Origin of the sequence: Massilia oculi (assembly GCF_003143515.1) — a bacterium.
Lineage (GTDB): Bacteria > Pseudomonadota > Gammaproteobacteria > Burkholderiales > Burkholderiaceae_D > Telluria > Telluria oculi.
On sequence record NZ_CP029343.1, the window covers coordinates 2,966,043 to 2,986,930 of the forward strand.

At 62.2% G+C, this 20,888-nt stretch carries 17 protein-coding genes; 5 read left to right on the forward strand and 12 right to left on the reverse strand.

The window, feature by feature from the left end; all coding sequences use genetic code 11:
- Positions 1-71 precede the first annotated feature (71 nt).
- The 4 genes from rsmG to DIR46_RS13620 all read right to left on the reverse strand — a co-directional run bounded on the left by rsmG (position 72) and on the right by DIR46_RS13620 (position 4,545).
- Positions 72-719: a 16S rRNA (guanine(527)-N(7))-methyltransferase RsmG gene (rsmG, locus tag DIR46_RS13605; RefSeq protein WP_109345706.1), complete on the reverse strand. Its 648-nt coding sequence runs from the start codon at positions 717-719 to the stop codon at positions 72-74.
- Positions 716-2,647 (reverse strand): tRNA uridine-5-carboxymethylaminomethyl(34) synthesis enzyme MnmG, encoded by a 1,932-nt coding sequence (gene mnmG, locus DIR46_RS13610; RefSeq protein WP_109345707.1) that lies wholly within the window; start codon positions 2,645-2,647, stop codon positions 716-718. The genes rsmG and mnmG overlap by 4 nt, the downstream gene beginning before the upstream one ends.
- Positions 2,648-2,846: 199 nt before the next feature.
- Complete coding sequence (locus DIR46_RS13615; protein ID WP_109345708.1) at positions 2,847-3,617, reverse strand: sulfite exporter TauE/SafE family protein; 771 nt, start codon at positions 3,615-3,617, stop codon at positions 2,847-2,849.
- Between the two features lie 88 nt (positions 3,618-3,705).
- Positions 3,706-4,545, reverse strand: coding sequence for an alpha/beta fold hydrolase (locus DIR46_RS13620; protein ID WP_109345709.1), 840 nt, complete (start codon positions 4,543-4,545; stop codon positions 3,706-3,708).
- A gap of 1,132 nt (positions 4,546-5,677) precedes the next feature.
- Between DIR46_RS13620 and DIR46_RS13625 the strand changes: the two genes are divergently transcribed.
- The gene (locus DIR46_RS13625; protein WP_441295127.1) at positions 5,678-6,574 is read left to right on the forward strand and encodes a 5'-methylthioadenosine/adenosylhomocysteine nucleosidase; all 897 of its coding nucleotides are present in this window, start codon (positions 5,678-5,680) and stop codon (positions 6,572-6,574) included.
- Here DIR46_RS13625 and ald read toward each other — a convergent pair.
- Both ald and putA read right to left on the reverse strand, forming a co-directional pair.
- Positions 6,544-7,659, reverse strand: a complete 1,116-nt coding sequence (ald, locus tag DIR46_RS13630; protein WP_109345711.1) for an alanine dehydrogenase — start codon at positions 7,657-7,659, stop codon at positions 6,544-6,546. The two genes, DIR46_RS13625 and ald, sit on opposite strands and share 31 nt — an antisense overlap.
- A gap of 100 nt (positions 7,660-7,759) precedes the next feature.
- Positions 7,760-11,407, reverse strand: a complete 3,648-nt coding sequence (gene putA, locus DIR46_RS13635) for a trifunctional transcriptional regulator/proline dehydrogenase/L-glutamate gamma-semialdehyde dehydrogenase (RefSeq protein ID WP_109345712.1) — start codon at positions 11,405-11,407, stop codon at positions 7,760-7,762.
- A gap of 212 nt (positions 11,408-11,619) precedes the next feature.
- On the opposite strand from putA, the gene DIR46_RS13640 reads away from it, so the two are divergent.
- The gene (locus DIR46_RS13640; protein WP_005664065.1) at positions 11,620-12,075 is read left to right on the forward strand and encodes an Lrp/AsnC ligand binding domain-containing protein; all 456 of its coding nucleotides are present in this window, start codon (positions 11,620-11,622) and stop codon (positions 12,073-12,075) included.
- A gap of 99 nt (positions 12,076-12,174) precedes the next feature.
- Here the strand turns inward: DIR46_RS13640 and DIR46_RS13645 are convergent, their stop codons facing one another.
- Complete coding sequence (locus tag DIR46_RS13645; RefSeq protein WP_109345713.1) at positions 12,175-13,128, reverse strand: LysR family transcriptional regulator; 954 nt, start codon at positions 13,126-13,128, stop codon at positions 12,175-12,177.
- A 149-nt stretch (positions 13,129-13,277) separates the two neighbouring features.
- On the opposite strand from DIR46_RS13645, the gene DIR46_RS13650 reads away from it, so the two are divergent.
- Positions 13,278-13,562 (forward strand): hypothetical protein, encoded by a 285-nt coding sequence (locus DIR46_RS13650; protein WP_109345714.1) that lies wholly within the window; start codon positions 13,278-13,280, stop codon positions 13,560-13,562.
- A 656-nt stretch (positions 13,563-14,218) separates the two neighbouring features.
- Here DIR46_RS13650 and DIR46_RS13655 read toward each other — a convergent pair.
- The 4 genes from DIR46_RS13655 to DIR46_RS13670 all read right to left on the reverse strand — a co-directional run bounded on the left by DIR46_RS13655 (position 14,219) and on the right by DIR46_RS13670 (position 16,698).
- A complete protein-coding gene (locus DIR46_RS13655) occupies positions 14,219-14,479 on the reverse strand; it encodes a YfhL family 4Fe-4S dicluster ferredoxin (RefSeq protein ID WP_109345715.1) in 261 nt (86 codons plus the stop codon).
- Between the two features lie 16 nt (positions 14,480-14,495).
- Positions 14,496-14,996: a pantetheine-phosphate adenylyltransferase gene (gene coaD, locus DIR46_RS13660; protein WP_109345716.1), complete on the reverse strand. Its 501-nt coding sequence runs from the start codon at positions 14,994-14,996 to the stop codon at positions 14,496-14,498.
- 122 nt (positions 14,997-15,118) lie between these two features.
- On the reverse strand, positions 15,119-15,760 hold the full coding sequence (gene rsmD, locus DIR46_RS13665) for a 16S rRNA (guanine(966)-N(2))-methyltransferase RsmD (protein WP_370659937.1): 642 nt from the start codon (positions 15,758-15,760) through the stop codon (positions 15,119-15,121).
- Positions 15,761-15,819: 59 nt separating this feature from the next.
- Positions 15,820-16,698 (reverse strand): DUF6279 family lipoprotein, encoded by an 879-nt coding sequence (locus tag DIR46_RS13670; RefSeq protein WP_109345717.1) that lies wholly within the window; start codon positions 16,696-16,698, stop codon positions 15,820-15,822.
- 40 nt (positions 16,699-16,738) lie between these two features.
- On the opposite strand from DIR46_RS13670, the gene glmU reads away from it, so the two are divergent.
- Complete coding sequence (gene glmU, locus DIR46_RS13675; protein ID WP_109345718.1) at positions 16,739-18,115, forward strand: bifunctional UDP-N-acetylglucosamine diphosphorylase/glucosamine-1-phosphate N-acetyltransferase GlmU; 1,377 nt, start codon at positions 16,739-16,741, stop codon at positions 18,113-18,115.
- 124 nt (positions 18,116-18,239) lie between these two features.
- On the opposite strand, the gene DIR46_RS13680 is transcribed toward glmU, so the two are convergent.
- On the reverse strand, positions 18,240-18,710 hold the full coding sequence (locus DIR46_RS13680) for an Lrp/AsnC family transcriptional regulator (RefSeq protein ID WP_109345719.1): 471 nt from the start codon (positions 18,708-18,710) through the stop codon (positions 18,240-18,242).
- A gap of 162 nt (positions 18,711-18,872) precedes the next feature.
- Here DIR46_RS13680 and glmS point away from each other — a divergent pair, with 162 nt between their 5' ends.
- Entirely contained in the window at positions 18,873-20,702 is a 1,830-nt protein-coding gene (glmS, locus tag DIR46_RS13685) for a glutamine--fructose-6-phosphate transaminase (isomerizing) (protein ID WP_109345720.1), read from the forward strand.
- Positions 20,703-20,888: the final 186 nt, after the last annotated feature.

Here is a 20,888-nt window from a genome sequence, read left to right on the forward strand (position 1 = left end):
ACCATTTTAATGATTCATACTGTATAAACGATATAAACGGTTTATACGGTTTTTACTATTAATATTGTTTACTAGGTTCGTTCGATGAAAACCAGGTGGCGCTCCGCGCCCAGTCTCGGCACCTGCAGGGGCTGCAAATCGCTGACTTTCCAGTCTTGCGGCAGCCTTTCCCGCTCCTCGCTCGGCGCCACCCCTTTCAGGGCGATGAATTTGCCGCCCTCCTGCAGCAGGTGTCCGGACCAGTTGACGAAATCGGACAGGTCGGCGAAGGCGCGCGAAGTGATGACGTCGAATTTGTCGCTCACGGCCAGGTCCTGCACCTTCATCGTGTGCACGGTCACGTTGGCCAGGGCCAGTTCCGCCTTCACCTGCGTGAGAAAGGCGGTTTTCTTGTGCACGGTGTCGATCATCGCCACCTTCATGTCGGGCCGGGTGATGGCCAGCACGATGCCGGGCAATCCGCCCCCTGCTCCCACGTCCAGCACATTGCGCGCACCGAGGAAGGCCGGCACGGCGGCGAGCGAGTCGAGCAGGTGGTGGGTCACCATCTGCATCGGGTCGCGCAGCGAAGTCAAGTTGTACACCGCATTCCACTTGTGCATCAGCTGCAGGTAGGCCATCAGCTTGCCCTGCTGTTCCGCGCTCACGTCCAGGCCCATCTCGGCGATGCCGTCGGCCAGCACCCTGGCCAGCGCATCGCGGTCGAACGCATATTTCATTGCGCCGCCTCCGAGGTGGTTGGGGCGAAGCCCTTGACGCCGCGTTTCTTGAGGTGCACCAGCAGCAACGAGATCGCCGCCGGGGTCACGCCCGAGATACGAGACGCCTGGCCCAGGGTTTCGGGACGCTGCTTGTCCAGCTTCTGGCGGACCTCGAATGACAGCGCCACGATCTCGAGGTAGTTCAGGTTCTCGGGCAGCTTCAGGTTTTCGTAGTGGTCGTGACGCTCGACTTCGCGCGCCTGGCGATCGATATAGCCAGAATACTTGAGCTGGATTTCCACCTGCTCCTTCACGGCCGGGTCTTCGACGCCGGGACCGGCCAGCGGCTGGCCCTCGCTGCCCTGCATCGTCATCAGGGTGTCGTACTCGACGCCCGGTCTTCTCAGCAGGTCGGCCAGGTTGTACTCGCGCTCGAGCGCCTGCCCCACCACGCGTTCCGATTCGGCGGCGGCCAGGATGCGTGGGTTGACCCAGGTCGATTTGAGTCGTTCCAGTTCGCGGGCAACGGATTCGCGCTTGGTCTCGAAGGCTTGCCAGCGCGCGTCGTCGACGATGCCCAGCTGGCGGCCGATCTCGGTCAGGCGCATGTCGGCATTGTCTTCGCGCAGCGACAGGCGGTATTCGGCGCGGCTGGTGAACATGCGGTACGGTTCCGCCACGCCTTGCGTGGTCAGGTCGTCGACCAGCACGCCGAGATAGGCTTCGGAACGGCCCGGCGTCCAGGCATCCTTGCCCTGGGTTTGCAATGCCGCGTTCAGGCCGGCCAGCAGGCCCTGGGCCGCGGCTTCTTCGTAGCCGGTGGTGCCGTTGATCTGGCCGGCGAAGAACAGGCCCTTGATCGCCTTGGTCTCGAGCGAGGCCTTCAGCCCGCGCGGGTCGAAGTAATCGTATTCGATCGCATAGCCGGGACGCAGGATGAAGGCGTTCTCCATGCCGCGCATCGAGCGCACCAGCTCCAGCTGGACGTCGAACGGCAGGCTGGTCGAAATCCCGTTGGGGTAGAACTCGTTGGTGGTCAGGCCTTCCGGCTCGAGGAAGATCTGGTGCGATTCTTTCGATGCGAAGCGGTGGATCTTGTCCTCGATCGATGGGCAGTAGCGCGGGCCGACGCCCTCGATCACGCCGGTGTACATTGGGCTGCGGTCCAGACCGGCGCGGATGATGTCGTGGGTGCGCTCATTGGTATGCGTCACCCAGCACGGCACCTGGCGTGGATGCATCGCCACATTGCCCATATACGAGAATACCGGCACCGGATCGAGGTCGCCCGGCTGCTCGGTGAGCACCGAGAAGTCGATGCTGCGGCCATCGATGCGCGGCGGCGTGCCCGTCTTGAGGCGGCCTTGCGGCAGCTTGAGTTCCTTCAGGCGTGACGACAGCGAGGTCGCCGGCGGGTCGCCCGCGCGGCCGCCCGAATAATTCTGCAGGCCGACGTGGATCTTCCCGTCCAGGAAAGTACCGGCAGTAAGCACCACCGCGCGCGCACGGAACTTCAGGCCCACCTGGGTGACGGCGCCGACCACGCGGTCGCCCTCCACCATCAGGTCGTCGACCGCTTGCTGGAACAGCCACAGGTTCGGCTGGTTTTCCAGTCGCGCGCGGATGGCCGCCTTGTACAGGACACGGTCGGCCTGGGCGCGGGTGGCGCGCACGGCCGGGCCCTTGGACGAATTCAGGATACGGAACTGGATGCCCGCCTCATCGGTCGCCATTGCCATGGCACCGCCGAGGGCATCGACTTCCTTGACCAGGTGGCCCTTGCCGATCCCGCCAATCGACGGATTGCAGGACATGGCGCCAAGGGTTTCGATATTGTGGGTCAGCAGCAGGGTCTTTTGACCGGTGCGTGCGGACGCGAGTGCGGCCTCGGTTCCGGCATGGCCGCCGCCGACGACGATGACGTCGAATTCAGTAGGAAATAGCATGATGGGGTGTGGAGCGAGGAGACTAATGCGCGATTATAGATTCTTTTTTCCTGCTGGACTCTCCATGGGTCTGAAAACGACAGATTTTGTTTCACGTGAAACCTTCCCCCTCTGTTCTTACCAGCGTGTTTCACGTGGAACAACTGACGAAAAAAAAGCCGGGCAAGAACCCGGCTTTGATGTATCACGTGAAACAGCGTTACCAGCCCAGCTTTGTGAACGAATCGTAGGCTGTCTTTACAATCAGTGCGGAAACAACGAACAGGAACAGTTTGCGGACGAAACCGCTGCCATGCTTCAACGCCAGTCGAGTGCCGATCACCGAACCAACGATCTGGCATCCGGCCATCAGCAAACCCAGCTGCCATAGCAAATGACCGCTGTAACCGAACCACATCAGCGCCGACAGATTGCAGGCGACATTGACCACCTTGGCCGCAGCCGATGCGCTGAGAAAGTCGAAACCGAAGAAGCGCACGAACAGGAACAGCAGGAAGCTGCCGGTTCCCGGCCCAAAGAAACCATCATAGAAACCGATGGCGGCGCCGATGCCGATCGCCCAGTAGCGTTCGGCCATCCCGCTGTGCAGCGGGGCGTGCACCGCGCCGAGATCCTTCTTCATGAACGTGTAGACAGCGACCGCGACCAGCACGAACGGCAGCAGTGCACGCACGAAATCCGCCGGCACCCGCGTCACGGTCCAGGCGCCAGCGAAGGAAAGGGCAAAGGCGGCAATGGCGGCCGGCGCCGCGGTGCTCCACGCGACCCGCACCCGGCGCGCGTAACTCGCGGCGGCCGAGCCGGTGCCGAAGATCGCTGCGAGTTTATTGGTGCCGAGGATGGTTGCCGGCGCTTCTTTCGGCAACAGGGAGAACATGGCGGGGAGCTGGATCAGGCCACCGCCGCCGACAACGGCGTCGACCAGGCCGGCGGCGAAGGCGGCGCCGCCGAGCCACACTACATCGATCATGGGAAACTTTCAGGGGAGGTGCAGAGCCGATATTTTACGGCAAGCAAGCCGTACCGACACGGCGCCAGCCCGCCCTTCCCCGTGGTGCTTATGCCGGCGTGACCGCCGCCGGCGATCTTGCGAAATCGATCAGCAAGGTATTGAGCCGGTCGGCTCCCGACAGCTGCAGCCAATGGCCCACGCCGTCGATGCGGGCATAGTCGAAACCGGCGCGGCATTGTTCGCGCGAGTCGAGCATCTGCTGTTCGCGCAGCGCGGGATCGTGCTCGCTCCAGACACCCAGCACGGGCACGTCGACCGGCTTCCATCGCTTGCCGCCGGAAGCCTTCAGGTTGGCGCGATAATAGTTCAGGGCCGCGGTCAACCGGCCCTGCGGCGCCAGCGCATCGATCCAGAGTTGCTGCTGTTCACGACTACGGTTCATCGCTCGTAGCGCGGCCCAATTCCCTGCCCGCAACAGCGCTTCAGCCAGGACCGGCGTCATAAACACCGCCATGTACCAGAAGCGCAGTTTTTGATTGATACCCGATTTGGCCAGCGCCTTCGGATGGCCGACCGACAGCGCCGCATAACGGCTGACACGCTGCGGCGCATGCATGGCCAGATGCCAGCCGACTTGCGCGCCCCAATCGTGGCCGACCACGGTCGCCCGCTCGATCCCCAGCGCATCCATGAGCTGCAGCACATCGTCGGCCACGAAGTCGATTGCATACGCGCCGACGTCAGGCGGCATATCGGTCTTGCCGTAGCCGCGCAGATCGGGAGCGATGACCTGGAACCCAGCCGCAGCCAGGGCCGGGATCTGTCGCCGCCAGACCGCGTGGGTATCCGGAAAGCCATGCAGGAGCAGGACTGGCGGGCCCTCGCCGGCAGTCACGTAGTGCATGTTCAAACCATTGACCCTGACGTACTGCGACACGACATCCATGCGTTTCCCTGTACCTCAGTTCGATGAGAAACAGCTTACCAGAACGTAAACGCCTGTCCAGACCCCTTCTGTGGATAAGCTACTTGATATCCACAGGTATCGTTTGTGCAAAACTCAGCTTTTTTGCACAGGCAAAAATCTTGTCCAGATTTGCCACCAAGCAGTTTGCTCAGCAGTGCACGGACTTATCCGTGACATAAACCCCTGATTTCTCGTTCTTTAATCGGGTTGTCCACAGAAACCCGACTCCGTTAACCACTACTATCATCGTTGTATACAGATCTTGGTTGTAAACCTGACGAGCCCGCGAAAAAAAAATTTTTGGTCGAGTGTGGCAAATCCGGGAAGCGATATGACGCAAGCCCAGGCTGTCGGCCATCTCGACCACGTACTGGCCTATATGCTCGACGGCCCTCCAGGCAGGCAAAAAAAAGCGGACCTCTGTGGAAAACCGAATGAATATCCACAGGATGGAATGTGCAGAAACCCCAATCTTGTCCAGGCGCGCAATTTCTATCCAACTTTCCTACAGCGTCGGCACAAGCGTTTTCCAGCGGGTTAACGCGGCCGTAAACCACTGATGTTGTGGAAAAAATCGGCTTTATCCACACAGCGGGAAGCGTTTACTACTACTATCATTTTGTATACAAGCTTTTAACTAAAACAATATGAGGAAGCGCCACTTTCGTCGACGCCGGGCCCGCTGAAGACTGCAGACGAGCCAAGGTCGTACAAAAAAAAAGCCCTGCAATGCATGCGGACGTGGTCACACCGAACGAATATCGCTTGCTCAACGGTAGTGACGAGAAACCAGCTGTGGAAAAGCCGCTGCATATCCACAGCATCAGATGTGCAAAACAGGACCTTTTTTTGGGAGCCGATTTGTTGTCCAAGAACCGTGCAAGCCGGACGCAAGCTTTTTCCAGCGCGTAAACGAGGTCGTAAACCATTGATACTGTGGAGTAAACGCACCTTATCCACAGAGAACGTCGCGTTTACCTACTACTATCAACCTTGTATACATATCTCTTAATTAAATAAGCAAACACAGCGCAGGCAGAAAAAGCGTCTTCCAGAACAGGTCGCTCACCACGTCCAGCAAGAACCACGATTGCTGCAATTCGAGAACTGAATGCGATGGAAGCTGTGTACAATCCGTCCCTTATTCACAGTTGCCTGTCTGTACGGCCTTGAAGGCTTCAACACCTCTCCATACACCTACTATCAGGAAGACATGCGTCTAGGGATCATCAGCGCCTTGCACGAAGAACAGGCAGGGCTCGTGGAAGCCATGGGAGGGCCCGCCAAGCTCATCTACGGCAAACGCGAGTTCTGGGTCGGACGACTGTGGGAAATCGACGCTGTGTGCGTTTTATCGCGTATTGGCAAGGTTGCCGCTGCCATGACGGCGACAACGCTTGTGGAAAAGTTTGGAGTTACGCACATCCTCTTCACCGGCGTTGCCGGCGCGGGGGATAAGACGATCCATGTGGGCGACATCGTGGTGGCCGAATCGCTGGTCCAGCACGATATGGATGCCAGCCCCCTGTTCCCCCGTTTCGAAGTGCCGCTCACGGGCCAGACGCATTTCCAGCCAGACCAGCAGCTGTCGCTACGCCTGTCCAGCGCCGCCCACGCCTTCCTGGAATGCGACTTCCTGCAGACGATCTCCGAGACCGAGAGACTGGCTTTTGGCCTGGAACAGCCGCGCGTGCATCGCGGCCTGATCGCCAGCGGCGACCAGTTCGTCAACGATCGCTTGCGCATCGACGCGCTCAACGGCGCCCTGCCCGGGCTGGTGGCGGTGGAGATGGAAGGCGCCGCGGTCGCGCAGGTGTGTCACGAACTGGACGTGCCGTTCGCCGTCATCCGCGCGGTGTCGGACAATGCCAATGAAAACGCGGCCCACGACTTCATGCGCTTCGTGAAGTCGGTGGCCGCGCAGTACGCTTTCCACATCACCCGGCGCCTGTGCCGGCATCTGGTGGAAGCGCCGCTTCAGCCCAGGACCGAGTCGGGCGGGATGTAGTCGTAGCCCAGGGCCTGGGCGACGGCTTCGAAGGTCACCTTGCCCTGGCAGACGTTCAGGCCATGGCGCAGGTGGACGTCGTCCGCCAGTGCGCGCCGCCAGCCCTTGTTCGCCAGCGCCAGGGCATGGCCGATGGTGGCGTTGTTCAGGGCGAAGGTCGAGGTGCGCGCCACGGCGCCCGGCATGTTCGCGACGCAGTAGTGGACCACGCCATCGACCAGGAAGGTCGGATCGGCGTGCGTCGTCGGATGCGAAGTCTCGAAACAGCCACCCTGGTCGATTGCCACGTCGACGACGACGGCGCCCTTCTTCATGCGCGAGACCATGTCGCGCGTGACCAGTTTCGGCGCCGCAGCCCCGGGTACCAGCACGCCGCCGATCACCAGGTCGGCGTCCAGGACCGCTTCCTCGAGCGCATGGGCATTGGAATACAGGGTCGAGATGCGGTTGCCGAACACCAGGTCGAGCTGGCGCAGGCGGTCGACGTTCTTGTCGAGCACCGTGACGCGGGCGCCCGTGCCGACCGCCATTTGCAGCGCATTGGCGCCGACCACGCCGGCGCCGATGATGACGACATGGCCGGCCGCCACGCCAGGCACGCCGCCCAGCAGCAGGCCCATGCCGCCCCGGGACTTCTCGAGGTGGGCGGCGCCGGCCTGGATGGACATGCGGCCCGCGACTTCGCTCATCGGCGCAAGCAGGGGCAAGCCGCCGCCCGGGCCGGTGATCGTTTCGTAGGCAATGCAGATGGCGCCCGATTTGACCAGGGCCGCGGTTTGCTCCGGATCGGGAGCCAGGTGGAGGTAGGTGTAGAGGATCTGGCCGTCGCGCAGCATCGCGCACTCGAGCGGTTGCGGCTCCTTGACCTTGACGATCATGTCGGCGCGCGCGAAGACTTCCTGGGCGCTGCCGGCGATGGCGGCGCCGGCGGCGGTGTAGTGCGCGTCGCTCAGGCCGATCTCGCTGCCAGCGTCTTGCTGGACGATGACCTGGTGGCCGCGTGTTATCAGTTCGTGCACGGACGCCGGCGTGAGGCCGACGCGGTATTCGTGGTTCTTGATTTCCTTTGGAACGCCTACAAGCATGGTTGTCTCCTGTTGTGGGTTGTTCTTGCTGGTGCTTCTCCTGCCGGTTTCTTGTTTGTCGGACGCGTGGGCGGCAAAGCCGCCCACGCTACGATGATTCTTACAGGCCCAAGGTCATCAGGCTTGCGTTGCCGCCAGCGGCCGTCGTGTTGACGCAGACCGCCCGCTCGGCGACCAGGCGCCACAGGTCCACCGGGACCAGGGCGTCGGTATCGACGATGCCGACGATCGCGCCCGGACGCGCCGCCAGCCGGGTGCGCAGCAGGCCGGCCAGGCCGGTTTCGACCAGCGCGATCGCGACGTCGGCCGCGTCGATTTCTTCCTTGCCCACGAAGCGTACGCGTTCCTTCACCGCCGCCGGCAGGTTGGCCGGAATCGCGTCCGGCGCCGGCGCCAGCACCAGGGCGCGGTTGCCGGTGGCGAGGGCCGCTGCCAATTGATTGAGCAGGCCGGCGGAGGTGGCGGGCGCGCACAGCACGGCGCCGCGTGGCGTGAACGACAGGCGGTTGCTTTCGCCGGTCGGGCCGGGCAGGTCCATCGACACGCCATTGAGCGAGGTGCGCGCGTAGCCTTCGGCCAGCGCGGCCATCGGCTGCTGGCCGTTGGCGCGCAGCCAGCCGATCAGGGCCTCCAATGCCGCTTCCGGCTGGCGCACATGTTCCATCAAGGGCGCCGCGCCGCGCTGCAGGCGTTTCAGGTAGAGCGGGCCGCCGGCCTTCGGACCGGTGCCCGACTTGCCTTCGCCGCCGAACGGCTGCACGCCGACCACCGCGCCGACGATGTTGCGGTTGACGTAGATATTGCCGACGTGGGCGCGGTTGACGATGGTGTCGATGGTTTCATCGATGCGCGAATGCACGCCCAGGGTCAGGCCATAGCCGGTGGCGTTGATCGCATCGATCACCGAGGGCAGCTCGGCGCGGCGGTAGCGCACGATGTGCAGCACCGGACCGAAGACTTCCTGCTTGAGCTCCGCCAGCGAAGCGATTTCGAGCACGGTCGGCGGCACGAAGGTGCCGGCAGCGACGACCGACGCCGGCAGCTCGAGCGCGAAGTGGCTGCGCGCGGTGGCCCTGGTGCGCTCGATGTGGGCCAGCAGGTTGCGCTGGGCCTCGGCATCGATCACCGGGCCGATGTCGGTCGCCAGGCGGTCCGGGCAGCCCACGCGCAGTTCCTGCATCGCGCCCTTGAGCATCTTGATGGTCTTGTCGGCGATGTCCTCCTGCAGGAACAGCACGCGCAGCGCCGAGCAGCGCTGGCCGGCCGAATCGAAGGCAGAGCTCAGGACGTCCTGCACCACCTGCTCCGGCAGCGCCGAGGAGTCGACGATCAGCGCATTCTGGCCGCCGGTTTCCGCCACCAGCGGGATGTCGATGCCTTCCTGTTCCGCGCGCTTGGCCAGCGTGCGGTTGATCAGCTGGGCGACTTCGGTCGACCCGGTGAAGATCACGCCCTTGATGCGGCTGTCCGCCGTCAGGGCGGCGCCAACCACTTCGCCGCGGCCCGGCAGCAGCTGCAGCGCGGCGCGCGGCGTGCCCGCCTCGAGGAACAGTTCCACCGCGCGGCAGGCGATCAATGGCGTTTGCTCGGCCGGCTTGGCCAGTACCACGTTGCCGGCGGCGAGGGCGGCCGCCACCTGGCCGGTGAAGATCGCCAGCGGGAAGTTCCAGGGGCTGATGCAACTCACGGGACCGAGCGCCTCGGCCTTGCTCGAGCCGCGGATCTGCACCGCGTAGTAGCGCAGGAAGTCGACCGCTTCGCGCAGTTCGGCAATCGCGTTCGGCAGCGATTTACCGGCTTCGCGCACGGCCAGGGCCATCAACTCGACGCCGTGCTGTTCGAACAAATCGGCAGTGCGCTCGAGGATCGCGGCGCGTTCGTGGGTGGCGGTGGCGGCCCATTCGCCGGCGAAGGCGCTGGCCGCGGCCAGGGCGGTTTCGACGTCGGTGCGCGAGGCTTCGCTCACCTGGCCGACGATATCGCTCGACATCGCGGGATTGACCACATTGGCGGGCACGCCGGCATCGACCGAACCGTCGATCAGTGGGCCGGCGACGTGCTGGCGCTGCTGCGCGAGACCATCCGCCACCTTGGCAAGGATGTCTTCGTTGACCAGGTCCATGCCGCTTGAATTCTTGCGCTCGGCGCCGAACATGTCGAGCGGCAGCGCGATCGCCGGATGCGGACGGCCAGCACTGGCGCGTGCGACGTCGAAGGGATCGGTGAGCAGCGTGTCGATCGCCACGTTCTCGTCGACGATCTGGTTCACGAAGGAGGAGTTGGCGCCGTTTTCCAGCAGGCGGCGCACCAGGTAGGCCAGCAGGGTTTCGTGCGAGCCGACCGGCGCGTAGATGCGGCAAGCCTTGTCCAGGTTCTTGCTGCCCACGACCTGGTCGTACAGCGTCTCGCCCATGCCGTGCAGGCACTGGAACTCGTAGTTGCTGACCTGGTCCTGCCTGGCCCAGGTGTAGATCACCGACAGCGTGTGGGCGTTGTGGGTGGCGAACTGCGGATACAGCACGTCGGCCGCAGCCAGCAGCTTGCGCGCGCACGTCAGGTAGGAGACGTCGGTGTACACCTTGCGCGTGTAGACCGGATAGCCGGGCATGCCGTCGACCTGGGCGCGCTTGATCTCGGCATCCCAGTAGGCGCCCTTCACCAGGCGCACCATGAACTTCTGGCCGCTGCGCTTGGCCAGGTCGACAAGAAAGTCGATCACGAACGGGCAGCGTTTCTGATAGGCCTGCACCACCAGTCCGATGCCTTCGAAGCCGGACAGCTCGGGATCGAACGCCAGCGCTTCGAGCATGTCGAGCGAGATCTCGAGACGGTCGGCTTCCTCGGCGTCGATATTGATGCCGATGTTGTAGGTCTTGGCCAGCAGGACCAGGCTGCGCACGCGCGGCAGCAGCTCGCCCATCACGCGCGCGTATTGCGCACGGCTGTAGCGCGGATGCAGCGCCGACAGCTTGATCGAAATACCCGGACCGTCCTTGATGCCGCGGCCATTGGAGGCCTTGCCGATCGCGTGGATGGCGGCTTCGTATGAGGCGTAATAATTCCTGGCGTCGCTTTCGGTCAGCGCCGCCTCGCCCAGCATGTCGTAGGAGTAGCGATAGCCGCGGGTCTCGTTGTCGCGGCTGTTCTTCAGCGCTTCGTCGATGGTCTGGCCGGTGACGAACTGGTTGCCCAGCATGCGCATCGCCATGTCGACGCCCTTGCGGATCAGCGGTTCGCCGCCCTTCGCGATCAGGCGCGTGAGCGCCGAGCCGAGACCCTGCTCGCTATTGGTCGAGACCAGCTTGCCGGTGATGAGCAGGCCCCAGGTCGCGGCATTGACGAACAGCGACGGCGATTCGCCCAGGTGCTTGCGCCAGTCGCCGCGGCTGATCTTGTCGGCGATGAGGCGATCGGCGGTTTCGCTGTCCGGGATGCGCAGCAGCGCTTCTGCCAGGCACATCAGCGCGACGCCTTCGTCCGACGACAGCGAGAACTCGTGCATCAGCGCGTCCACGCCCGAGGCGCGGGTGCGCTTTTCGCGCACTGCCGAGACCAGGCGGTGCGCCAGCGGCTGGGCTTCTGCGCCGGGCGTTGCGCCTTGCGCCAGCAGCCATTGGACGGCCTCGGTTTCATCGCGGCGATAGGCGGCGGTGATGGCGGCGCGCAGGGGCGTCTGCCCGCGCTTGGTTTCAGCGTGGAGGGCGTCGAAGGGGACGAAGGTGGAGGCCGGGGAAGCAGCGATCTGCATGGCTATCTAGTCAAAAGAAAAAGTCACAACGAAGGGCACCGCACAGCAAAAGCGCCGTCCCACAAATGGTGGTCGGCGCGGTTTGTACGTCGGTGGAAATGATTCGATTGTAGAAGGAATTCTTCTGGATTTATTCTGTTTTTAAACCAGACTAGCAATAGATAGTTTTTGATGCGACAATCTGACCGAATAAAATTAACGGGAGACACCCGATGTTGGACAAGATCAGCAAGAAGATCCTCGCCGAGCTGCAGAACGACGGGCGCATCAGCAACGTGGAGCTGGCGGCACGGGTCAACCTGTCGCCCGCGGCCTGTCTCGAGCGCGTGCGCAAACTGCACGAATCGGGTTACATCATGGGCTACACGGCCCAGCTCAATCCGCAGCTGCTCGACGTGTCGCTGCTGGTCTTCATCGAGGTCGTGCTCGATCGTACCACTCCCGAAGTCTTCGATGCGTTCAAGCAGAGCGTGCAGATGATTCCCGAGGTGCTGGAATGCCATATGGTGGCCGGCGGCTTCGACTACCTCGTCAAGGCGCGCGTCAAGGACATGGCGGCCTACCGCGAATTCCTGGGCAAGACCCTGTTGCAGAAGGGCGTGCGCGAAACCCATACCTATGCGGTGATGGAAGAAGTCAAGAATACGACCAAATTGCCGATCCGCTGAGCACCAGCCAGCGCGTCAACGTAAAACGGCCAGGCATTTGCCTGGCCGTTTTGTTTCACGTGAAGCAATTTGCTGCACTGATACCCCGTGCTGGCGCTGTCAGACGACCTTGCGCACGCCGCTCTTCGAGGCGCTTTCCGCCATCGATTCCAGGTTCTTGCGCAGCCAGCGGTGGGCCGGGCTGCGGCCATCGCGTTCGTGCCACAGCATGTCCAGGTGCACGGCCGGCAGCTGCAACGGCAGCTCTTTCCAGATCAGCACGTCGGTCATGCCGGTCGAGACCATCAAGTGTTTCGGCAGCACCGTGATCAGGTCGGAGTTCGCCACCACCCTGCCCGCCGTGAAGAACTGGTTCACGGTCAAGAGGATGCGGCGTTCGCGACCGACCTGGGCCAGCGCCTCGTCGACCAGGCCGTGGGCACGGCCCGAGAAGCTCACCAGCAAGTGATTGGCCTTGCAATAGGTATCGAGATCGAGCTTTTCCTTGGCCAGTGGATGGTCCTTGCGCATCACGCACACATAGACGCCGGAATACAGGCGCTCGTGGCGGATCGGCGAACCGGTTTCGTACGACAGCTGGGCCGCGACGCCGGGGAAGAAGCCAACCGCCAGGTCAATATCGCCGCGCAACAGCATCGGACGCGGCTCGCGCGTCGTCAGCGGCACCATGCGGATGTTCACGCCCGGCGCCTCGCGTTCGATCGAGCGCATCAGGGATGGCAGCCACAGCGCAGCGGTCGCGTCGGCCATGGCCATGCGGAAGGTCGCCTGGGCCTTGGAGACGTCGAAGGTCTCCGGCATCACCGCCGCTTCCAGCGCCGCCAGGGCCTGGCGCACGGCCGGCCACAGGGCTTCGGCGCGCGGGGTCGGTTTGACGCCATAGGCGGTGCGGATCAGGAGCTCGTCGCCCAGGCTTTCTCGTAGTCGCTTGATCGCATTCGACACCGCGGGCTGGGTCATGGCCAGGTGGCCGGCGGCGCGGGTCAGGTTTTGCTCGGTCATCACCGCGTCGAACACGCGCAGCAGATTCAGGTCAAGCGTCAGAAAGCTCATGGGTTTAAGGAGAAAACTGTTGTGAATGCAGGAGTACGAGTAGTGTACTCCAAATCATTCACAAACAGTATAAGGGCCATCAGGGAACAAAATTAGATTTATATGTTGCGACGCACTATAGTTCTCAACAATAACAGAACGAGCCTATCATGTCTTCTACCGCCACCCTAGTCCAAGCCGCCGCTGCCGTACCTTACGGCCAGGTGTTCAGCACCACCGTGTATCTTGCCCTGCTGGCTGGCTTCGTCCTGTTCTTCCGCCCGCTGCTGGTCGGCATCGGCCGCGCCCTGTACCTGACCGTGCGTCCACGCCGCAGCAAGGCCGAACAGGCCGCGCGCCGCGCCCTGGACGAAGCGCTGGCGCTCAAGCACAAGCTGGCCAGCCTGGATCCGGTGGACGCCGCCGAAGTGCGTGCAATGGGCATCCGCCACTGATTATTACCGAATTTCTCCCCTGACGCGGTCTCCGGCAACGGACACCGCGTTTTTTTCGTCCCTGCCCCCTCCGTCGCACGCCGTCACGGCCGCGCTCTTCTGTTCTCCTCTGAAAAATGCCCGGATGTCGCTTCACGCCTGGTGACTTTGCGTTACCCGGGTTTTCTCGGCTTTTTTATTTAACAAAGTTCACAATAAGTCAAAATTATCTCAAGTTCGTCGGATCATTGCGATGCGAATTAGCGTACTGATCGGTGTATTTAGTCACTACTTAGGATGATTTTATAAGAATATAGATTAGAATCACATGAGGTTGGACTAGTCGAATATTTTTTTGAAGATAAAGGTAAATTCATGAAATATCATCGCAACTTAACTGTAATATGCTGTGTGTTCAACAAAGTTCACATTGTAGATATCGATGGTAGCGACTTACGGTAATGGTGTGGACAAGCGAAATCAGTCGACCAACAAGCGTGAAAAAGCGCTGTTCGAATTTGACCGGGAGTAGCAGGCGAGAACGGGCGAATATGGCTGGATGAAAGTCAGCGTTCAGGGACGTGCGGATGCCGCATGCCGGGCATGCCGGTACGCGGTCAGGGAAGCTGAGGCGGGAAACAAAGAAGCCGGCAGAGTTGCCGGCTTGGGAGAAGAGATCAGGCGGTGGGCTTGTCAGCCGTCAGACGCTCGTACTTGATGAGGAGTTCTTCGCGCGATTCGCGCCATTCCGGATTGAGCGGAATGCAGGCAACCGGGCACAGTTGCACGCATTGCGGCTCGTCGAAATGGCCGACGCACTCGGTGCACTTGTGCGGATCGATCTGGTAATACTCTTCGCCCATCGAAATGGCATCGTTGGGGCATTCGGGTTCGCAGACGTCGCAGTTGATGCAGTCGTCGGTAATCAATAAAGCCATGATACGTCCTGGAGAATCAGGCCTTCGGCGTTTGCGCCATGCTGGCGATTTTCTGCTGCAGCCAGCGGTCGACCGAAGGGAATACGAATTTGGACACGTCGCCGCCCAGCATGGCGATCTCGCGCACGATGGTGCCCGAAATGAACTGGTACTGGTCGGACGGGGTCAGGAACATGGTTTCGACGTCGGGCAGCAGGTAGCGGTTCATGCCCGCCATCTGGAACTCGTACTCGAAATCGGACACCGCGCGCAGGCCGCGCACGATCACGCGAGCGTCGTGCTTGCGCACGAAATCCTTGAGCAGGCCCGAGAAACTCTCGACCTGCACATTGGGGTAATGGCCAAGCACTTCGTTGGCGATATCCAGGCGCTCTTCGAGCGTGAAGAACGGACGTTTGTTGCGGCTGTCGGCGACGCCGACCACCAGTCGGTCGAACAGCCCGGATGCGCGGCGTACCAAATCCTCGTGGCCGCGGGTCAGCGGATCGAACGTACCTGGATAAACGGCTACAACCATTGCGGCTCCCTGAAAATGAACACCCTATCGGAACGCGCATTATGCCTGAAAACACGGCATTCGCCCCAGGCTGGAGCACGGATTGCCCAATGGTTGTGCGGTTTCCAGGCCCCTGGCGGGACTCAGGCCGCCTTTTCCTGCAGCTTCAGCAAATGGTAGTAGACCATGCCCGCCTTGTCGGCGCGCACCGCTTCCCAACCCATCAGCCAGTCGGGGATGTCGTCGCCCTCGGTCGGCAACGGCACCTCGGCTTCGGCATACACCATGCCGCCTTCGAGCAGCAGCGCCGCGCACAGCGGCAGGGTCTTGGCCAGCAGATTCTGTTGATAAGGCGGATCGAGGAAGATCACGTCGAAGCGCTGGCCGCGGGTGGCCAGGTCGCGCGCCAGGGTCAGGGCGTCGGCGCGCAGGACGGTGATGTTGTCGGCCTTGAGCTTGTCGCGGTTGGCTTCGAGCTGGCGCACGGCCGGGGCGTGGTTGTCGACCATCGTCACTTTCGCCGCGCCGCGGCTGGCCGCCTCGAAGCCGAGCACGCCGGAACCCGCGTACAGGTCGAGCACAATGGCCTGGTCCCAGTCGCTGCCGAGCTGGTGGTTGATCCAGTTGAAGACGGTTTCGCGCACGCGGTCTGGGGTGGGACGCAGGCCGAGGGCGTCGACCACCGGCAGCAGCGTGCGTTTCCAGGCGCCGCCGATGATGCGGACCTGATGCTGGGCCATGCGCGGCGCGCCGTGGGGTTTGGCGGCCTCGGGCCTCGATTTCATGGACTTTCTTTGCATGGGCGGCACTATAGCATGCAGGTTTATGCGGTTTGCCGCCGACGTTATTTACCCGCTGCCAATGCTTCGAAATCATTGATCCAGCCCTGCATCCGCTGTTGCGCATGGGCCTTCTGCTCCGGCGTCGCCAGTTTGATCGCGGTCAGGATGTATTTCGTCGTATGGTCGATGCTGGCGTCATAGAAAGCCTTGCGCTCGGGCGACTCCATGCGTGTGAACAACTCGCGCATCAGGCCTTGTACCTTGGCCGTGGTCTGCTCGCGGTTGAGCTTTTTCTGTTGCACCTCTTGCAGCAGCGCCAGGATGCGGCGCTGGCGGTACTGGCGCTCCTCCAGCCACTGCTGGTTGTCGAGCGGACGCAGGTCGGAGGCGCGGCGCAGGGCGGCTTCCTGCTCGTTGCTGAAGCGGCCGAACCACAGCTCCATCTGCTCCATCGACTTCTTGAAGCGCGCGCGCTGGCGCTTCTCGACGCTGCCGCTCATGAACTTGCGGCGGTATTCCTCGTTCTTGTCCTTGAACTTCTTGTCGATATGGGCGATTTGCGCGGGGGTAATCGACATGGCCAGCGTCGTCAGTTCCGGCACCGCGCGCTGGGACAGGCGTTCGCCGCGCACGCGGATCTCGCGGTAGGCCTGGAGCAGGTCGGCCTGGCTCGGGTTGCCGCCCAGTTTTTGCTTGAAATTGCCTAATAAAGCGGCATAGTCGCGCAACTGGGTCTGGCGATGCCATTGGAACAATCCATTGATGTCGCGCTTGGCGATGTCGGCCTGTTGTCCTTCGAAGTCGACATAGGAATTCATCCACCAGTACAGTAAGGTGTCCCCTTGGTTATACGAGAAGCGAATGGTGCTGCAACCGGCCGCCAGCGCCATCAAGGCAATCGCGAATAACGCAATGGTGCGCCGGAACAAGGTATTTCGCATGCTAGAATTTTTCATATTTTCAACTTTTTGAGAACGGCTTATGAACGTTGTGATCCTCGCCGCCGGCATGGGAAAGCGCATGCAGTCCGCCCTGCCGAAAGTCCTGCATCCATTGGCTGGTAAGCCGCTGTTGCGTCACGTTATCGATACGGCACGTAGCCTGAGTCCGCAGAAATTATGTGTGATTTACGGGCACGGCGGCGCAGCGGTGCCCGATATGGTGTCCGCGCTGGCGCAAGAAACCGGCGTCACCATCGACACCGCCCTGCAGCAGCCGCAGCTGGGCACCGGCCATGCGGTGATGCAGGCCGTGCCGCAACTGGACGATGGCAGCGCCACCCTGGTGCTGTATGGCGACGTGCCGCTGACGACGGCGGACACGCTGCGCCGCCTGGTCGAGGCCGCAGGAAGCGACAAGTTGGGCATCCTGACGGTCGAACAGGCCAACCCCTTCGGCCTGGGCCGCATCGTGCGCGAGAACGGCAAGATCGCGCGCATCGTGGAAGAAAAAGATGCCAGCGAGGCCGAGCGCGCCATCCGCGAAATCAATAGCGGCATCATGGCGGTTCCGACCCGCCACCTCAAGAAGTGGCTGGCTGCGCTGTCCAACAACAATGCCCAGGGCGAGTACTACCTCACCGACATCGTGGCCCAGGCCGTGGCGGACGGCGTGCCGGTCGTGTCAGCGCAACCGTCGGGCGAATGGGAAGTGGCCGGCGTGAACAGCAAGGTGCAACTGGCCGAACTCGAGCGTCGCCATCAACTGAATATCGCCCATGCCCTGCTGGAAAAAGGCGTGACCTTGATGGACCCGGCGCGCATCGATGTGCGCGGCGAACTGATTTGCGGCCGTGATGTCGTCATCGACGTCGGCTGCGTCTTCGAAGGTAAAGTGGAACTGGCCGACGGCGTGAAGATTGGCGCCAACTGCGTGCTGGTCGGCGCCACGGTCGGTCCTGGGGCCAACATCAAGCCGTTCTGCCATATCGAAGGCGCCGCCATTGGCGCCGCCTCGCAGATCGGACCGTATGCGCGCCTGCGTCCGGGCACCGAGCTGGGCGAGGACGTCCATGTGGGTAACTTTGTCGAGGTCAAGAACAGCACCGTGGCGGCGCACAGCAAGGCCAACCACCTGGCCTATATCGGCGACGCCACCGTTGGCTCACGTGTGAACATCGGCGCCGGCGTCATTACCTGCAACTACGACGGCGCCAACAAGTTCCGTACCGTGATCGAAGACGAGGTGTTCGTGGGCAGCGACAGCCAGCTGGTGGCGCCGGTGACGATCGGCAAGGGCGCGACGATTGGCGCCGGCACCACGCTGACCAAGGATGCGCCGGCCGGCAAGCTGACGATTTCGCGGCCCAAGCAAATCACCATCGAAGGATGGAAGCGTCCAGTGAAAGTGAAGAAGTAATCCACCGGCTGTCGACAGGGTAATCACAGGAAGTGAACAAGATAAACACAGGCTTTTACCGTGCTTACCCACTGTTCATTCACCTGGTCTTCCACAATATTATCCACAGGCTGCGGACGGCGATCTAGACGGCGATCCGGGTGTCGAATTTGCTGCGGTGGGTCGAAAAATAGGCTTTCACGTTGCGCACGTTGGCGTGCGACGTGAACAGCCGGTGCGCCAGCGCGTGGTAGGCCGGCATGTCGGCGACCTGCACGACCAGCACGAAATCGGGGCCTGGCGACACCCGGTAGCACTGCAGCACGGCCGCTTCCCTGGCGGCCAGGTTCTCGAACTCTTCCATGCGCTCGGCGGCCTGCACGTCGAGCGTGATCTCGACGATGGCGGACAGGCGGCTGCCGACCTTGTCGGGCGCCACGATCGCGACCTGGCGCTCGATGACGCCACTTTCCGTCAGCTGCTTTACGCGGCGCAGGCAGGTCGGCGGCGACACGTGCACGAGCGCCGCCAGTTCGGCGTTCGTATGCGATGCGTCAGTTTGCAAAATAGTCAGGATGCGACGATCGACGTCGTCGAGAGCAGGCAGTTCGGTCATCTTGGTGAAATATTCAATAAATTTTATGAGATATATGGAACAATATTTCTCGGTCGAGCACAGATGAAATAATCTAACAAAATTAGCCGCGCACTGTAAGCTTATTTCATTCAGATTGCTCTACGATAAGACTCAACAGTTTTTCATCCAGAGAGGTTAGCCATGTGCGGTATCGTCGGAGCAGTTGCCAAACGCAATATCACCCCCGTCCTGATCGAAGGCCTGAAACGCCTCGAATACCGGGGTTATGACTCCTGTGGCGTCGCCGTCCACCTCGATGGCCGCCTGACCCGCTCGCGTTCCACTTCGCGCGTGGCCGACCTCGAATCGCAAGTCAAAGAGGCAAGCCTCGACGGCTTCACCGGCATCGCCCACACGCGCTGGGCCACCCACGGCGCCCCGGCGTCGCACAATGCCCACCCGCACTTCTCGCCCGCCGAAGACAATGCGCGCATCGCACTTGTCCACAACGGCATCATCGAAAACCACGACGAGCTGCGCGACGAGCTCACCAAGCTGGGCTACAAGTTCACGAGCCAGACCGATACCGAGGTCATCGCCCACCTGGTGGACCACCTGTACACCGGCGACCTGTTCGAGACCGTGCAGCAAGCCGTCAAGCGCTTGCACGGCGCCTACGCCATCGCCGTGTTCTGCCGCGAGGAACCGCACCGCGTGATCGCCGCGCGCCAGGGCTCGCCGCTGATCGTGGGCGTGGGCAAGGAGGAAAACTTCGTCGCCTCCGACGCGATGGCGCTGGCCGGCACCACCGACCAGATCATCTATCTCGAAGAAGGCGACGTGGTCGACCTGCAGCTGGCGCGCTACTGGATCGTCGACGTCGACGGCCGTCCGGTCGAGCGCGAAGTGAAAACCGTGCACGCCCACACCGGCGCGGCCGAGCTCGGCCCATACCGCCACTATATGCAGAAAGAGATCTTCGAGCAGCCGCGCGTGATCGGCGACACCCTCGAGGGCGTGACCGGCGTGATGCCGGAACTCTTCGGCGACGGCGCCTACGCCGTGTTCAAGAAGATCGACCGCGTGCTGATCCTGGCCTGCGGCACCAGCTACTATGCCGGCCTCACCGCCAAGTACTGGATCGAATCGGTGGCCAAGGTCCCGGTGAACGTCGAGATCGCCAGCGAATACCGCTACCGCGACAGCGTGCCGCACCCCGACACCCTGGTGGTGACCATCTCGCAGAGCGGCGAGACGGCCGACACCCTGGCCGCGCTCAAGCACGCACGCAGCCTCGGCATGCACCACACGCTGACCATCTGCAACGTCTCCACCAGCGCCATGGTGCGCGAGTGCCAGCTGGCCTACATCACCCGCGCCGGCGTCGAAGTCGGCGTGGCCTCGACCAAGGCCTTCACCACCCAGCTGGCGGCCCTGTTCCTGCTGACCCTGACCCTGGCGCAAGTCAACGGCCGCCTGACCGACGCCGAAGAATCCGAACACCTCAAGATGATGCGCCACCTGCCGGTCGCCCTGTCGTCGGTGCTGGCGCTCGAGCCGCAGATCATCGCCTGGGCCGAGGAATTCGCGCGCAAGGAAAACGCCCTGTTCCTGGGCCGCGGCATCCACTACCCGATCGCCCTGGAAGGCGCGCTCAAGCTCAAGGAAATCTCGTACATCCACGCCGAGGCCTACCCGGCCGGCGAACTGAAGCACGGCCCGCTGGCGCTGGTGACCGAAGAGATGCCGGTGGTAACGATCGCACCGAACGATGCGCTGTTGGAAAAGCTGAAGTCGAACATGCAGGAAGTGCGTGCGCGTGGTGGTCAGCTGTACGTATTCGCCGACGTCGATTCGCGCATCACCTCGGGCGATGGTTTGCACGTGATTCGTTTGCCGGAACACTACGGGCTGCTGTCGCCGATTCTGCACGTGGCGGCGCTGCAGCTGCTGGCGTATCACACGGCGCTGGCGCGCGGTACCGATGTGGACAAGCCGCGTAATCTGGCGAAGTCGGTGACGGTCGAGTGAAGAGATACGCTCCAAACGCGTAAGTAGGTGAGAATTCAACTCATCCCCCACTTCGCATCTGAAAAAAGCCCATGGACGTCGGTCCATGGGCTTTCTCTTTTAGACGCTTAGACACGCTGCAACATACCACTGGATTTTCAATGTATTTCGATGTAGACTTCGATGTATTACAGTGAAACGAGCAGA